Raw genomic sequence first — 14,434 nt, forward strand, 5'->3', positions numbered from 1 at the left:
ACGAAGGCGTGTTCGGGAGGGACGTCATGACCGATATCAAGAACGCGGAGAAGGCGCCGACGGCGTCACCTCCGCCGGGCGGACGAGCCGAGCGTCGCACGCGCGGCTCCGGCGCACGCAATCGGACCACGCTGCTCGTGGTCCTCGTAGGGCTCATCCTGGCGGTGGCGCTCTTCCTCTTCATGGTCACGCGGACACCCGCCGAGACCAAGCCGACCACCCTGGGCTTCAGCCTGAACAGCTTCTTCATCTGGCTCGGCGGACTCAGCCCCCTCGTCCAGATCCCGCTCGTCGTCGTCGCTTTCGGTGCCGTGGTGGGACTGCTGCTGCTCCTCATCGAGTACGCGCCGCGCTCCGGCAAGGGCTACTTCTGGCTGCGGCTCATCGCGTGCTTCGGCATCCCGGTGCTGGCCTTCATGCTGCTGCGCCCGTACCAGAACGCCGTCGTCTACGTCCTCGGTATCGCGATCCTGCTCGGCGCGGTCCTGTTCTACGCCGACTACCGTTCGCGCCAGGGTGCGGGATACCTCTTCCAGCTGATCCTCTTCGCGGCCCCCGCGTCGATCCTCCTGCTGATCGGCCTCGTCTACCCGGCCATCACCACCTTCTTCCAGTCGTTCTTCGACAAGACCGGTGACAACTTCGTCGGTCTCGAGAACTACATCTGGACCTTCACGAACCCCGAGGGGTTCTGGTCCGTAATCAACACGCTCATCTGGGTGCTCCTGGCCCCGACCATCGCCACGGCCATCGGTCTGGCGTACGCCGTCTTCATCGACCGCGCGGCGGGGGAGAAGTACCTGAAGGTGCTCATCTTCATGCCGTTCGCGATCTCGTTCGTCGGCGCCGGCATCATCTGGAAGTTCGTGTACGACTTCCGTCAGGGCGACCAGATCGGTGTGCTGAACGCGGTGGTCACGGCCTTCGGCGGGCAGCCGGTCTCGTGGCTCGCGGCCTCGCCGTTGATCAACACGCTGTTGCTCGTCGTCGTCTTCATCTGGAGCCAGACGGGGCTGGCGATGGTCATCCTGTCGGCTGCCATCAAGGCCGTGCCGCCGGAGCAGAACGAGGCGGCCGAGCTCGACGGAGCCAGCGCCTGGGAGCGTTTCATCAACGTCACCGTTCCCGGCATCCGCTCCTCGCTGATCGTGGTACTCACCACGATCGCCATCGGCGCGCTGAAGATCTACGACATCGTCGCCGTCATGACGGGCGGACGAAACGACTCGACGGTGCTCGCCTTCGAGATGGTCAACCAGCAGCAGCGTTTCCAGAGCTACGGGCACTCTGCGGCGTTGGCCGTGGTGCTGTTCATCTTCGTGCTGCCGCTGATCATCTTCAACGTCCGCCAGATCCGGAAGCAGAGGGAAGTGCGATGACCACCTCGACCGTGGTGATCGAACCCACCACCGACACACGCTCCGCACGCCAGGTCGCTCGCGACACGCGTAAGCACGAGGCGATGGCGCGCAAGCGCCTGACGTCGAAGGGCGCCACGATCGCGGCCATCGTGATCGCCTTCTTCTGGACGATTCCGACGTTCGGTCTGTTCATCACCTCGTTCCGACCGGGTTCCGACACCCAGTCGTCGGGGTGGTGGACGGTGTTCACCGACCCGTCGTTCACGCTGGAGAACTACCGCCTCGCGCTGACCTCGGGCGGGACCGCGTTGACGTTGGCGCAGTCCTTCCTCAACTCGCTCGCGATCACCATCCCGGTGGTGCTGTTCGCCCTCGCCGTCGCCTCGCTCATCGCCTATGCGTTCGCGTGGATCGACTTCAAGGGACGCAACTTCTTCTTCATCTTCATCTTCGCGCTGCAGATCGTGCCGCTGCAGATGGCCCTCGTGCCGCTGCTCAGCCTGTTCTCGCGCGGACTGACGATCAACGAGGTCACGATCTTCCCGGGCTTCGACCTGCGCGGTGTGGAACACAGCTTCGCGACCGTGTGGATCGCGCACGTGATCTTCGCGATGCCGCTAGCGATCTTCCTGCTGCACAACTTCATCGCCGAGATCCCCGCCGAGGTCATCGAGGCGGCGCGCGTGGACGGTGCCGGCCACGGGCAGATCTTCTTCCGACTGATCCTGCCGCTGGCCGCTCCCGCTCTCGCCTCGTTCGCGGTGCTCGAGTTCATCTGGGTGTGGAACGACCTGCTCGTGGCGACGATCTTCGCACCGTCGTCCTCGTTGCCGCTGACCCAATCGTTGAACTCGTTGTCGGGGACCTGGGGCGACCAGTGGTTCCTGCAGTCCGCGGGAACGTTCATCTCGATCCTGGTTCCGCTCATCGTGTTCTTCCTGCTGCAGCGCTTCTTCGTGCGCGGTCTGCTGGCCGGGGCCACGAAGGGCTGAGCCCGTCTCGACCGAGGGGGCGCGGCATCCGGAAGGGTGTCGCGCCCCTTCGTCGTTCCCCGGCCCGCGCGCCGGTGCCCATGCATAAACGCGATCCACACGCGGAAACACGCGCTCCTCGCGTTTGTGCGCGCAGAGGGCGTTTTTAGGTGGGAGGCGGGGCGGATGCCGTGCGGCGGGCTCGCGTGGGCGAGGGGCGTGGCGGGCGGGCCGGCGCGCGACCGTGGAGGGGGAACGGCGACCGCGCGGGCGGATGAACGCACTCCCTACGCATAAACGCGATCCGCACGCGGAAACGCGAGGAGAGCGCGTTTCTGCGTGCAGATCGCGTTTCTGCGTGAGGGGTGGGGAGCGGATCCCGCGCGGCGGGCGGCCGTGGGCGAGGGGCGTGGCGGGCGGGCCGGCGCGTGACCGCGGAGGGTGAACGGCGACCGCGGGGGCGGATGAACGCACTTCCGTACGCATAAACGCGATCCGCGCGGGGAAACGCGAGGAGAGCGCGTTTGTGCGTGCAGAGCGCGTTTATGCGTGGGGGCGGGGGCGGATGCCGTGCGGCGGGCTCGCGTGGGCGAGGCGCGTGGCGGGCGGGCCGGCGCGCGACCGCGGAGGGGGAACGGCGACCGCGGGGGCGGATGAACGCACTTCCGTACGCATAAACGCGCTCTGCACGCGGAAACGCGAGGAGAGCGCGTTTCCGCGTGCAGAGCGCGTTTATGCGTGGGGGCGGGGAGCGGATGCCGCGCGGCGGGCGGGCGTGGGCGAGGGGCCGCGGGGGTCAGGCGCTGCACGCGAGACGCGACTGGATGTCGCGCATCGCGTCGAGCTCGGCTGACTGGCCGGTCACGATCGCACCGGCGACCTCCTTGACGCGGGCATCGGTGCCGAGCTCGATGACGGCCTGCGCCATCGGGATCGCTCCCTCGTGGTGGCGGATCATCAGGTCGAGGAACAGGCAGTCCGCCGGGCGCCCCTCGTCGCTGCGCAGCTCGTCGAGCTGGGCGTCGGTGGCCATGCCCATCTCAGCGAGCAACTGCTCCTGCGTGAGCGCGGCGGTGTCGCCGTGGCTGTGCTCGCCCGACTTCTCCATCCAGGTCATCAGCGGCTGACTCGAAGACTGGGGCAGGCCCCACTGCACCAGCCACCCGTACATCTCGCCGCGCTGACCTGACTGCGCGGTGGCGATGTCGTACGAGAGGGTACGCAGCTCGTCGTCGTCGGTCTTGCGGTAGATCTCCATCGCCATGAGCACGGCCTGCGTGTGGTGCACCTGCATGTCGCGCGCGAAACCGGCCTCGGCCGAGTTCTCGCCCGGGTGCGCGGGCGCTGCCGTCGCGCCGAACGCGGTGAAGCGGCCGACCGCGAAGGCGACGGCGATCACCGCGACGGCGACGAGGGCGACGACGACCCAGCGGACCGTGGGGCGAGCGACCGGGGCGTCGTCGGTCATCAGGCCTTGCCCGGACCGTTGAGGCCTCCCGAGCACGCGGCGTTCGGCTCGGGGGCGTTCTGGCTGCGCCAGAACTCGGTGAAGAACTCCGCGATGCGCGGGTCGGTCGGGTCATCGAGCTTCAACTGGTGGTTCCACGCGCTGACCGCGACGGGGGTGTCCATGCCGGGGTAGGGCGAGAGAAGGGCGTAGCTCGAGGGCATGACGGCCTTGAGGGCGTCGATGCCGGCCTGGTCGACACGCTCCGGGTCGTAGGTGATCCACACGGCGCCGTGCTCCATCGAGTGCACCGCGTTCTCGTTCTGCTGCGGCTCGGTGTAGATGCCGCAGTTGAGCCAGATCGGGTTGTGCGGGCCGCCGGCGGGCGGGTTCTGCTCGTAGGTCACGGCACCCTGCACGTGATCGGAGCGGTTCTCGAACGTCTGCACACCGCTGATCTCGCGGCCGGTGCTGTTGCCCGCCTGGTAGCTGGTGGGGGGAGCGGGGGCGAAGGCGAAGGATGCCACGACGAGGCCGATCACCGCGACGGCGGCCGTGGAACCCACGACCCACCACACGAGCTTGCCGCGCTTACGCTTCGCGACCTGCTTCTGGTACTCGGCCAGCTTCTCTTGACGCTTCTGCTCACGCTGCTGCTTGACGGTGAGGTCGATCTGGGCCTGCTTGGCGGGGTTGCCGCTGGCTCGCTTGTCGGAGGGGGAGGTCATGCGCTGTGTTCTGTCTCTCTTCGGGGCGGGACACATCGGCAGCCGCCGACGTCCCCAGCCTATGCGGGTGAATGGGCCGATGGCCTGGGAGGAACCCGCGAGCCCGGGATGGTGGCGTGCGGGTGGTCACGGTAGTATGACGATGTCGAATCGATTCGAGGTTCGACGATCCCCCCTCTTTTCTCAGCCCGATTCCATCGGGCTGTCCGTGTTGCGAAACGAAATCAAACGCGTGCTCGATACTGCCTCCCACCCCGTCATCCCCTCGTCGCCCCGCTCGCCGCAGACGAACACCGGCGCCATCCGCGCGATCGGCAAGAACCCCGCCACCGCCCCGATCGTGCTCCACCCGGGCGACGCCATCCCCGCCTCCCGCCGCCTGCTGTACATCCTGGTGCTCGGCGCGCTCACGGCCCTCGGCCCGTTCACGATCGACCTCTACCTGCCGGCGTTCCCCGTGCTCGAGGCCGACTTCCAGACGACCGCGGCGGCGATCCAGCTCACGCTCACCGGCACCATGATCGGCTTCGCGCTGGGCCAGCTCATCGTGGGCCCGCTCAGCGACAAGGTCGGCCGTCGCCTTCCCCTGCTCTCGGTCACCGCTCTGCACGTGGCCGCGAGCATCTTCGCCGCCTCGGCGCCGACGCTCGAGACCCTCTCGATCGCGCGCGTGCTCATGGGTGCGGGTGCCGCCGCCGGTGGTGTCGTGGCCGCGGCCATCATCCGCGACCTGTTCGGCGGTCGCCGGCTCGTCGTGATGCTCTCGCGCATGGCCATGGTCTCGGGCGTCGCGCCCGTGCTGGCGCCCCTCGCCGGCTCCGCTCTGCTGCTGGTGATGAACTGGCGCGGCATCTTCGTCGTCCTCGCCGTCTACGGCGCCGTCATGCTCGTCTCGGCGATCCTGTTCGTACCCGAGACCCTTCCGCCGGCTCGCCGCAGCGGACCCGGTGCCACGACCGTCTGGCAGCGCTACGCGAGCGTGTTCCGCGACCGCGTCTTCATCGGGGTGCTCATCATCGGCGCGATGACCTTCAGCGGGCTGTTCTCGTACCTGTCGGCATCCTCGTTCCTCTTCCAGGTGACCTACCAGTTCAGCGCGCAGGGCTACGGCGTGCTGTTCGCCGCGAACTCCATCGGCGTCGTCGTCGGCGTGCAGGTGGCCTCGCGCCTCGCCGCCCGGTTCGGGCCGCAGTGGGTGCTGGCCGTCTCGACCGCGGTGCTCGTGCTCGCGGGCGGTGCCATCGTGCTGACCGACCAGCTGGGCCTCGGGCTGTGGGGCACGATCGTGCCGCTGTTCTTCTTCATGACCGCGTGCGGATTCACGTTCCCGTGCGCCCAGGTGCTCGCCCTCGACCGCCACGGCAAGGCCGCGGGAACCGCGCAGTCGATCATCGGTGCGGCGAACTTCGGCGTGGCCGGGATCATCTCGCCGCTGGTCGGTCTGCTCGCCACCGGTTCGGGTATCACCGCGACGACCATGGCCTCGGTCATGCTCGGCTGCGCGGTCATCGGCGTGCTGTCGCTGTGGCTGCTCGTGCGCCCGCGCACGGTGGAGCGCCTCGCGCCCTGACCAGCCTCGCCAGCCGGTCGGCGGCGCGCGCATTACCAGGTCGGTCCCGGGGGTTCGCTCCCGGGACCGCCCCATTCCCCCGTCGCCGCCGAGGCGGCATCATGAGGCGATGGATACCTCCGCGATCGACGACGTGCTGGACACGCGCCCGCAGCGATTCCGTGCGACGGTGGGCGTGGTGTGCATCGCCCTCGCGTGCGCGCTCGGGGCATGGGTGTTCTTCCGCGGGCCGAGTCCGTTCGCGCTCGACGTGTGGTGGAACCAGCTCTTCGCATCGTCGCCGTCACAGCCGCTGCTGATCTTCTCGATCGTGATGGACACGGTCGGGGGTCATCTCACCGCCGTCGTGATCGTGCCGGTCCTGGGCGCTCTGGCACTCTTCCTCTCGCGTAGGCGATGGTCGGCGCTGTACTTCCTGACCGCCTCGGTGGGCAGCGCTCTGCTCGTGCAGGTCGTCAAGCACACGTTCGGCCGCGCGCGACCGGAAGACATCCTCATCATCAGCGATTACGGATCGTTCCCCTCGGGGCACACGGCCAACGCGGCGACCATCGCGGTGGTCGCCGCCGTGCTCTTTCCCGCGTTCTGGGTGCGGATCGTGGGGGTGGCGTGGGTGGTGCTGATGGCGTTCAGTCGCACGTACCTGCACGCGCACTGGCTCTCGGACACCGCGGGTGGAGCGCTCATCGGCGCCGGTGCCGCCCTCGTCCTGGCGGCGGCGTTCTCGCGTCTGCGCGCCCGCGACGAAGACCGACTGGCGATTCGCAAGACACGCGAATCGGATGCCAGGGCATCGGTCGAGTCGTAGGCTGTCGCGCATGAGCGAGCCCGGCGACGCGCCCTCCGTTTCCGTCGAAGATCCATCGGCGGCCGATGCCGAGATCGCGCGTCTGCGCGCCGAGGCCGACGCGGCCGAAGCCGAACTCCGGCTGGCACGCGCTCGCGCCGACCTCGCTGCTGCTGAGGCGGCCGCTGCGGCGGCGCGTGCTCGTGCGGCGGGTGCGGCAGCGCCCGGCCCCGCGTCGGTCGTGCCGCCGGAGGAACGGTCGGCGACGACCCCCGACGCGGCCCCGGCCCCTGCCCCCGTCTCGTCCGTCGACGGCCCCCTCTCCGCCGCGCAGGTCGACGCGATCGCCGCCGGATACGCCGCCACCGGCGCAACCCTCGACCTGGGCGTGCTCGTGAACGGCGGGCCGGTGGCATCCGTGCCCGTACGTATTCCCCTCGCGATGACGAACCGCCACGGTCTCGTGGCCGGCGCGACGGGAACGGGTAAGACACGCACGCTGCAGCTGCTCGCGGAGCAGCTGTCCGAGAACGGCGTGCCGGTGTTCGCCGCCGACATCAAGGGCGATCTGTCGGGGTTGGCCGCCGAGGGCGTCTCGAGCGAGAAGCTCCTCGCGCGCACCGCCGCTGTCGGCCAGGACTGGTCGGCGCGATCGTTCCCGACGGAGTTCTTCGCCCTCGGCGACGACGTGGGGTCGGGCATTCCGGTGCGAGCGACGGTGTCGGGTTTCGGCCCCCTGCTGCTCAGCCGTGTGCTCGGTCTCAACCCGACCCAGGAGTCGAGCCTCGGCCTCGTCTTCCACTACGCCGACGAGAAGGGACTGGCGCTCGTCGACCTGTCCGACCTGCGCACGGTGCTGACCTACCTCACGAGCGAAGAGGGCAAGCCGGAGCTGAAGGGCATCGGCGGGCTCTCGGCGGCGACGGCGGGCGTCATCCTCCGGGAGCTGGTGGCTTTCGCCGCCGTCGGCGCCGACACCTTCTTCGGCGAGCCCGAGCTCGACGTCTCGGTGTTCTTGAGGACGGATGCCGCGGGCGCGGGCATCGTGAGCTTGCTCGAGGTGCCCAACGTCGCGGCACGGCCCCAGCTGTACTCGACGTTCCTCATGTACCTGCTCGCGGAGCTGTACGAGGCCCTCCCCGAGGTGGGCGATCTCGACAAGCCCAAGCTCGTGTTCTTCTTCGACGAGGCGCACCTGCTGTTCCGGGACGCGTCGAAGGCGTTTCTCGAGGCGATCACCCAGACCGTGCGGCTGATCCGCTCGAAGGGCGTCGGCGTCTTCTTCGTCACTCAGACGCCGAAGGACGTTCCCGGCGACGTGCTCGCGCAGCTTGGCTCGCGGGTGCAGCACGCTCTGCGTGCTTTCACTCCCGACGACGCCACGGCCCTGCGAGCCTCTGTGCGCACCTACCCCGACTCGGGTTACGACCTCGAGCGGGTCCTCCAGGAGCTCGGGACGGGCGAGGCGATCATCACCGTGATGAGCGAACGCGGGGCGCCCACCCCGGTCGCGTGGACGCGGATCTTCGCGCCGCGTGCGTCGATGTCGCCCCTCCCCGCCGAGGCGATGGCGTCGGCGGTGTCGGCATCCCCCCTCTTCTCTGCCTACGGAACGCCGATCGATCGCGAGTCGGCACGCGAGATCCTCGGTGCGCGCATGCAGGCGGCGACCGAGGCGAAGGACGCGGCGGAGCGGGCGAAGAAAGAGGCCGCGGACGCCGCCGAGTACGCCAAGCAGAAAGCGGCGATCGACAAGGCCAACGCCGAAGCGCAGAAGAAGGCGCAGCGCGAGTACGAGCGGATCCTCAAGAGCACCGCGGCTCCGCGCTCTCGCACCGCCACACCGACCGCCGGACTGGACGGCCTGCTCGGGCGCGGGGCGACCAAGAGCATCATCAACGGGGTCATTCGCGGACTGTTCGGCAACGGGCGGCGCCGCTAGCTGCTGCGTCTGCTCCTGACGGTCCGGTCAGGAGCAGGTGGCTCGGGTCTGTCTAGACTGATTCCTTACGCCTCGCTCAGACAAGCGTTTCCAAGTTCGGAGCGAGTGATGTTCTTGATGCGTAGAATTGGCGTTTCAGATCCATCACTACTGCGATTTCTGGGGGACAGGCCGTATGGTTCGGGACATGAGTAGTCGACAAAAGCCGGGTGACTCGTGGAGCGCGAATCGCGATCATCCTGACAGGGCTGAGTGGATCGAACTAGCTGTCGAGTCTGGGCGCGCAAGCCTTCTGGCTCAACGAGACGAACTATCTGGCATGCGAACGCGAGCCGTCGCGTTCGGGGCTTTGACGATCACGGCGTCTGCGTTCCTCGTCGGCACTGGTCTCGCGAACGCTCAACGAAACGCCGTTTTTTACATCATCGCGGCGCTCGGCACGCTTGCATTCGCGTCTATGGCGTTCTTTCTGTGGCGAATGGTAGCCCCGAAGCACGAGTTTAAATTTATTCTGGACCCAAAGGCCTTAGTTGATTGGGTGGAGGGTGCGCAGCCAGCGCCCTCTTTGAGAGTCGCTATGAGAAAGCTGGCCGTTGACACCATCCCAGGCATGTTGAACCAGAATGAAGCCTCCCTCAATAAGATTCGAGGGGCATATTTGAAGTTGTTGTTCAGCTCAATTGCAACACTTGCTATTTGGGTTGCCCTCGTCTGGATCTTCACGTGAGCCGAGGCGGTTCCGAGTCGGATGACGATTGGCAGCCGGTGAGCGACCCCGCGCCCTCTCGCCCGTGGGGCATCGCGCATCCAATCCGCGACCTTTCCGCGATTGTGATGGAAGTAGCTGGACTAGACGCGGTCGATGCAGAGCGTCTAGCGAAAGTGGTTCGCGATTCCGTTGCGGAGAAGTTTCGTCGTACCGCCGGAAACAGGAAGAGAATTCATCTTCAAATTCCCCAGCGAGCTGTCATAGATATCGATTTCAAGCTGCCTCGAGGCTCGACGAGGAAAAATCGCGTGTCGGCGGCGAGGCACCTGCCGTCGGGGACCACATTCGTGATCCGTGAAGCCGATTCGACACGCATTAGACCCAGTAGGGCGCGCGCGGTGAGGTTAGGGTCGGCCGCAACTGAAAGGAAGGTCTTGCGTTTAGAGCAAGGATCGAAATCCATTGAGATTGCGGTGAGAGTTCAGGGCGGTATCACCCGCGTGTCACGCGCGCCTCGGGTCCACGGTACGTCGGCGATACGAAAGTAGCCGGTTCGGTAACTGCGCGCCTCCCCGCCGTAAACCTCGACGGCTTTTCAGATCGAATCTGTCCGGCCGAACGGGACCGGATGCCGACCACCTGGCATCCGGTCCCATCGTCGTGGTCGTCGGTTACGGGCGGTGCAGCTCGAGCGGCATGGTGGACGTGTCGATGAGCGGGTCGTCGTCCTGGCGCGCTACCAGGGCCTTCGCCTCGCCGGGAGTCTCGACCGTGGGGACCGATCCGAGCAGCGGCCGCTTGGCCGTCTCGGGCATCGCGATGAGGGCGACCAGACCCATGGCGGCGAAGAACATGATGTAGAACGCCGGCATGAGGGTGTTGCCCGTCCAGTCGATCAGCGCCTGACTGAACAGCGGGGTCGTGCCGCCGAACAGCGAGACCGACACGTTGTAGGCGATCGCCATCGCCCCGAAGCGCGAGGCGGTGGGAAAGAGCGCGGGAAGAGTGGATGCCGCGATGCTCGCGTAGAACGCCACGGGTACCGCCGCGAGGACGAGGGCGATCATCACGGCCCACAGCTCGCCGATCTGCATGATGAGGAAGGCCGGCACGAGCAGCACGAGAGCGGAGCCGGCCGCCATGACGTAGATGGGCTTGCGGCCGACCTTGTCGCTCAGCCGTCCGAAGATCGGGAGCATGGCGGACATCAGCAGCAGGACGGGGACGGTGGCGACCGCCGACCCGACGTTCGAGATGCCGACCTCTTTCTCGAGGTACACCGGCATGTAGCTGGTGAGCGCGTAACCGGCGGTGTTGGTCGCGGCGACCAGGGCGATCGCGATGAGCAGCGGCTTCCAGTGATGGCGCACGATGCCGGTGAGACCCTGTCGCGACATCGGGTCGTCCTTGTCGATCTCGTTCTGGGCCTCGGCCGCGTGCGTCTGCTCGAACGAGGGGGTCTCGGGGATCTTGAGCCGGAACCAGATCGCGACGATACCGAGGGGCACCGCGAGAAGGAACGGGATGCGCCAGCCGTACTCGGTCATCGCGTCGGGGCCCGAGACGCTCGTGACGATCGCCGTGGTGATGGCCACAGCGCCGGCGCCCGCGGCGAAGCCGACGTAGGAGCCCACGTCGAGCCACGACGACCAGAAGCCGCGGCGCTTGTCGGGGGAGAACTCCGACACGTAGGTGGTCGCACCGGCGTACTCGCCGCCGGTGGAGAAGCCCTGGACCATCTTCAGCAGGTACAGCGGGACGATGGCCCAGAGTCCGATCTGAGCGGAGGTCGGCAGGATGCCGATGAGGGCGGTGGCCGTGGCCATCATCGCCATCGTGAGGAAGAGCACCTTCTGTCGGCCGATGCGGTCGCCGAGCGGGCCGAGGACGAAGCCGCCGAAGGGGCGGACGAGGAAGGAGATGGCGAATCCGAGGAGGGTGACCAGCAGACCCCACGGGTCGGGCAGATCGGAGGCGAAGACGGCGGTGAGCGTCACCGCGAGGTATCCGTAGATGCCGAAGTCGAACCACTCCATGAAGAACCAAGTTGCCGACGACGGTGCCGCCGATGGCGGTGCGCACGCGCTTCTTGTCGACGACGATGACGTCGTCGACCTCGAGCCGGGGGGCTTCCGATGTCGAGGGGGGTTTCTCGTTCATCCTTCTACCGTTACCCGCATCCGTCCTTCGTTTCCAGTCCGGCCGGTGCGTGCGGGCGGTGTGATAACCAGGCGGGAGTGCTGCCACGTCAAGCCCCCGAGGATGTCGGGGGTCCGGCGTACCGTGTCGGGCATGCCCGAGCTCTCCGCCCCCACCGGTCGCGAACCGGCGCTCATCGCCCAGCCCCGCCCCGACGGATCGGCGCCGCGCGCGCTGGTGCTCGGAGCCACCGGTTACCTGGGGGGAAGGCTCGTGCCGCGGCTGCTGTCGGCCGGCTACCGGGTGCGCGTCCTCGCGCGCGATGCGCGCCGGGTCGAGGCCTTCCCCTGGGGCGACGACGTCGAGACCGCCACCGGCGACGCGACCGACGCCGATGCCGTCCGCGCCGCGGTCGAGGGCGTCGACGTGCTCTACTACCTGATCCACTCGATGGGCAGCGGCCGGGATTTCGAGGCGACCGATCGCGTGGCGGCCCAGACCGTCGCCGACGCCGCCTCGGCGGCATCCGTCTCGCGCATCGTCTACCTCGGCGGCCTGCACCCCGACGACGCCACCCTGTCGGCGCACCTGCGCTCGCGCGTGGAAGTGGGCGAGATCCTGCTGCACAGCGGCGTGCCCACCCTGGTCTTGCAGGCCGGTGTCGTGATCGGCTCGGGCTCGGCGTCGTTCGAGATGGTTCGCCACCTCACCGATGTGCTGCCGTACATGCCCGCGCCCAAATGGGTGCGCAACCACATCCAGCCGATCGCCGTGCGCGACGTGCTGCACTACCTGCTGGGCGCGGCGCGTGTGGCCCCGAACGTCAACCGCGCCGTCGACATCGGCGGGCCCGACGTGCTGCGCTACGGGCAGATGATGAACGGCTACGCGATGGAGGCCGGGCTGCCGCAGCGCGCGATCGCTCCGCTGCCGGTGCTCACCCCGCGCCTCGCCTCGCACTGGGTGAACCTCGTCACCCCGATTCCCCGGGCCATCGCCCGGCCGCTCGTGGAGTCGTTGCAGAACGACTGCGTGGTCAAGGACCGCGCGATCGACGATCTGGTCCCGCGTCCCGAGGGCGGCCTGCTGCCCTACCGCGAGGCCGTGCGCCGGGCCCTGGGCCGCGTGAACGATGACGCGATCGAGACGAGCTGGCAGGACTCCGAGGTCTCGGGCGCCCCGAGCGACCCCCTGCCGAGCGACCCCGAGTGGTCGGGACGATTGGTCTACACCGACGTGCGCTCGATGACCACGAAGGCGAGTTCGGCGCAGCTGTGGTCGGTGATCGAGGGGATCGGCGGAGAGAACGGCTGGTACTCCTCGCCGGTGCTCTGGGCGATCCGCGGGCGGATGGACCGGCTCGTCGGCGGGGTGGGCCTGGCCCGCGGTCGGCGGAGCCGGTCGGTGGTGACGGTGGGCGACGCCCTCGACTTCTGGCGCGTCGAGGCGATCGAGCCCGGCCATCTGCTGCGCCTGCGCGCCGAGATGAAGGTGCCGGGCGGGGCGTGGCTCGAGCTGCGGGCGACGCCCGACGGCGAGGGGGCGCGGTTCGACCAGCGGGCGCTGTTCTTTCCCACGGGCCTCGCCGGCCGTCTGTACTGGCTCGCGGTGCTGCCCTTCCACGGACTGATCTTCAGCGGCATGGCCCGACGCATCACCGCCGCGGCCGAGCACGTGCAGCGCGACGATCTCGAGCCGAAGTCGAAGGCGGGCCGTATCGCGCCCGAGATCGCCGAGGTCGAGACGACCGCCGCGCCCTCGTCCGAGAACGTCCCCTCGGCTCGGGCGACAGCCCGCCGCCCCGGCGGCCGCAGCGCCTAGGCTGATCGGCGTGCCCCATGTCGCCCGCGTCCTGACCGTCTCCGATCGCTCGGCCGCGGGCCTGCGAGAGGACCGCGGGGGTCCGCTCGCCGTCTCGCTGTTGCGCGAGGCGGGCTTCGTCTGCGCCGACCCGGTGGTCGTGCCCGACGGTGCCGACAGCGTCGAGCGGGCGCTGCGCGACCTCGTCGCGGACGGCGCGGGGCTCGTCGTCACCACCGGAGGCACCGGGATCGCCCCCACCGACCGCACACCCGAGGGCACCGCCCGTGTCCTCGACCGCGAGCTGCCCGGCATCGCCGAGGAGCTGCGGCGTCGAGGCCTCACCGACACCCCCATGGCGGTGATCTCTCGAGGGCTCGCGGGGATCGTCGACCCCGGCACGCTCGTCGTCAACCTTCCCGGGTCGACGAGGGCCGTGGCATCCGGGATCGCCGTCGTCTCAGAGCTGGCCCCGCACATCCTCGACCAGCTCTCCGGAGGAGACCACGCATGAGCGCTGTCCGCATCGCCCGCTTGTCCGAGACCCCGCTCGACCTCGACGAGCACCTGGACGCCGTCGAGGAGTCGTCGTCGGGGGCCGTGACGACCTTCGTCGGACGCGTGCGCGACATCGACCCCGACGCCTCGGGCGCGGTCGTGGCGCTCGAATACAGCGCGCACCCTGACGCCGAGCAGACCCTGCACCGCATCGCCGGGACCGCGGCGGCGGGGACCGATGCGATCGTCGCCGTCAGCCACCGCGTCGGCCGGTTGGGCGTCGGAGAGGCCGCGGTCGTGATCGCCGTGGCATCCGGTCACCGCGCCGAGGCGTTCGAGGTCTGCCGCGCCGTGATCGAGACCATCAAGACCGAGCTGCCCGTGTGGAAGCGTCAGGTCGAGGCCGACGGCACCACGGAGTGGAAGGGCCTCGGGGGCTGACGGCTTCTCACGCCCGCAACGGTTTCGGATGACCGGGGCGC

At 68.5% G+C, this 14,434-nt stretch carries 12 protein-coding genes; 9 read left to right on the top strand and 3 right to left on the bottom strand.

Annotated elements, in window-relative coordinates:
* Positions 1-26: 26 nt before the first annotated feature.
* The gene (locus QE454_RS08305) at positions 27-1,379 is read left to right on the top strand and encodes a carbohydrate ABC transporter permease (RefSeq protein WP_373459391.1); all 1,353 of its coding nucleotides are present in this window, start codon (positions 27-29) and stop codon (positions 1,377-1,379) included.
* Positions 1,376-2,353, top strand: a complete 978-nt coding sequence (locus QE454_RS08310; protein ID WP_210073363.1) for a carbohydrate ABC transporter permease — start codon at positions 1,376-1,378, stop codon at positions 2,351-2,353. Before QE454_RS08305 ends, QE454_RS08310 begins: the two co-directional genes overlap by 4 nt.
* Positions 2,354-3,128: 775 nt before the next feature.
* Here QE454_RS08310 and QE454_RS08315 read toward each other — a convergent pair.
* Together QE454_RS08315 and QE454_RS08320 are read right to left on the bottom strand one after the other, a co-directional pair.
* Positions 3,129-3,800, bottom strand: coding sequence for a DUF305 domain-containing protein (locus tag QE454_RS08315; protein ID WP_307312964.1), 672 nt, complete (start codon positions 3,798-3,800; stop codon positions 3,129-3,131).
* Positions 3,800-4,507, bottom strand: coding sequence for a DUF3105 domain-containing protein (locus tag QE454_RS08320; RefSeq protein WP_307456207.1), 708 nt, complete (start codon positions 4,505-4,507; stop codon positions 3,800-3,802). Before QE454_RS08320 ends, QE454_RS08315 begins: the two co-directional genes overlap by 1 nt.
* Before the next feature lie 232 nt (positions 4,508-4,739).
* Between QE454_RS08320 and QE454_RS08325 the strand changes: the two genes are divergently transcribed.
* From QE454_RS08325 to QE454_RS08340, 4 genes are all read left to right on the top strand, one after another.
* On the top strand, positions 4,740-6,077 hold the full coding sequence (locus tag QE454_RS08325; RefSeq protein WP_307456204.1) for a multidrug effflux MFS transporter: 1,338 nt from the start codon (positions 4,740-4,742) through the stop codon (positions 6,075-6,077).
* A gap of 109 nt (positions 6,078-6,186) precedes the next feature.
* A complete protein-coding gene (locus tag QE454_RS08330) occupies positions 6,187-6,885 on the top strand; it encodes a phosphatase PAP2 family protein (RefSeq protein WP_307456202.1) in 699 nt (232 codons plus the stop codon).
* 10 nt (positions 6,886-6,895) lie between these two features.
* Complete coding sequence (locus tag QE454_RS08335; RefSeq protein ID WP_307456200.1) at positions 6,896-8,806, top strand: helicase HerA-like domain-containing protein; 1,911 nt, start codon at positions 6,896-6,898, stop codon at positions 8,804-8,806.
* Between the two features lie 187 nt (positions 8,807-8,993).
* Positions 8,994-9,533: a hypothetical protein gene (locus QE454_RS08340; RefSeq protein WP_307456198.1), complete on the top strand. Its 540-nt coding sequence runs from the start codon at positions 8,994-8,996 to the stop codon at positions 9,531-9,533.
* Between the two features lie 653 nt (positions 9,534-10,186).
* Here the strand turns inward: QE454_RS08340 and QE454_RS08345 are convergent.
* A complete protein-coding gene (locus QE454_RS08345) occupies positions 10,187-11,551 on the bottom strand; it encodes an MFS transporter (RefSeq protein ID WP_309668583.1) in 1,365 nt (454 codons plus the stop codon).
* Between the two features lie 256 nt (positions 11,552-11,807).
* Between QE454_RS08345 and QE454_RS08350 the strand changes: the two genes are divergently transcribed.
* The 3 genes from QE454_RS08350 to QE454_RS08360 are packed head-to-tail and all read left to right on the top strand — an operon-like array spanning position 11,808 to position 14,393.
* The gene (locus tag QE454_RS08350; RefSeq protein ID WP_307456194.1) at positions 11,808-13,475 is read left to right on the top strand and encodes an SDR family oxidoreductase; all 1,668 of its coding nucleotides are present in this window, start codon (positions 11,808-11,810) and stop codon (positions 13,473-13,475) included.
* Positions 13,476-13,485: 10 nt separating this feature from the next.
* Entirely contained in the window at positions 13,486-13,968 is a 483-nt protein-coding gene (locus QE454_RS08355) for a molybdenum cofactor biosynthesis protein B (protein ID WP_307456192.1), read from the top strand.
* Positions 13,965-14,393 (top strand): molybdenum cofactor biosynthesis protein MoaE, encoded by a 429-nt coding sequence (locus tag QE454_RS08360; RefSeq protein WP_307456190.1) that lies wholly within the window; start codon positions 13,965-13,967, stop codon positions 14,391-14,393. Before QE454_RS08355 ends, QE454_RS08360 begins: the two co-directional genes overlap by 4 nt.
* Positions 14,394-14,434: the final 41 nt, after the last annotated feature.

It is taken from the genome of Microbacterium sp. SORGH_AS_0454, from assembly GCF_031453395.1.
Taxonomy (GTDB): domain Bacteria; phylum Actinomycetota; class Actinomycetes; order Actinomycetales; family Microbacteriaceae; genus Microbacterium.

Excerpts from the sequence above, each read along its gene's own strand:
- QE454_RS08360 (WP_307456190.1), top strand. The coding sequence starts at position 13,965 with ATGAGCGCTGTCCGCATCGCCCGCTTGTCCGAGACCCCGCTCGACCTC.
- QE454_RS08345 (WP_309668583.1), bottom strand. The coding sequence starts at position 11,551 with ATGGAGTGGTTCGACTTCGGCATCTACGGATACCTCGCGGTGACGCTC.
- QE454_RS08350 (WP_307456194.1), top strand. The coding sequence starts at position 11,808 with ATGCCCGAGCTCTCCGCCCCCACCGGTCGCGAACCGGCGCTCATCGCC.
- QE454_RS08335 (WP_307456200.1), top strand. The coding sequence starts at position 6,896 with ATGAGCGAGCCCGGCGACGCGCCCTCCGTTTCCGTCGAAGATCCATCG.
- QE454_RS08330 (WP_307456202.1), top strand. The coding sequence starts at position 6,187 with ATGGATACCTCCGCGATCGACGACGTGCTGGACACGCGCCCGCAGCGA.
- QE454_RS08315 (WP_307312964.1), bottom strand. The coding sequence starts at position 3,800 with ATGACCGACGACGCCCCGGTCGCTCGCCCCACGGTCCGCTGGGTCGTC.
- QE454_RS08305 (WP_373459391.1), top strand. The coding sequence starts at position 27 with ATGACCGATATCAAGAACGCGGAGAAGGCGCCGACGGCGTCACCTCCG.
- QE454_RS08340 (WP_307456198.1), top strand. The coding sequence starts at position 8,994 with ATGAGTAGTCGACAAAAGCCGGGTGACTCGTGGAGCGCGAATCGCGAT.
- QE454_RS08310 (WP_210073363.1), top strand. The coding sequence starts at position 1,376 with ATGACCACCTCGACCGTGGTGATCGAACCCACCACCGACACACGCTCC.
- QE454_RS08320 (WP_307456207.1), bottom strand. The coding sequence starts at position 4,507 with ATGACCTCCCCCTCCGACAAGCGAGCCAGCGGCAACCCCGCCAAGCAG.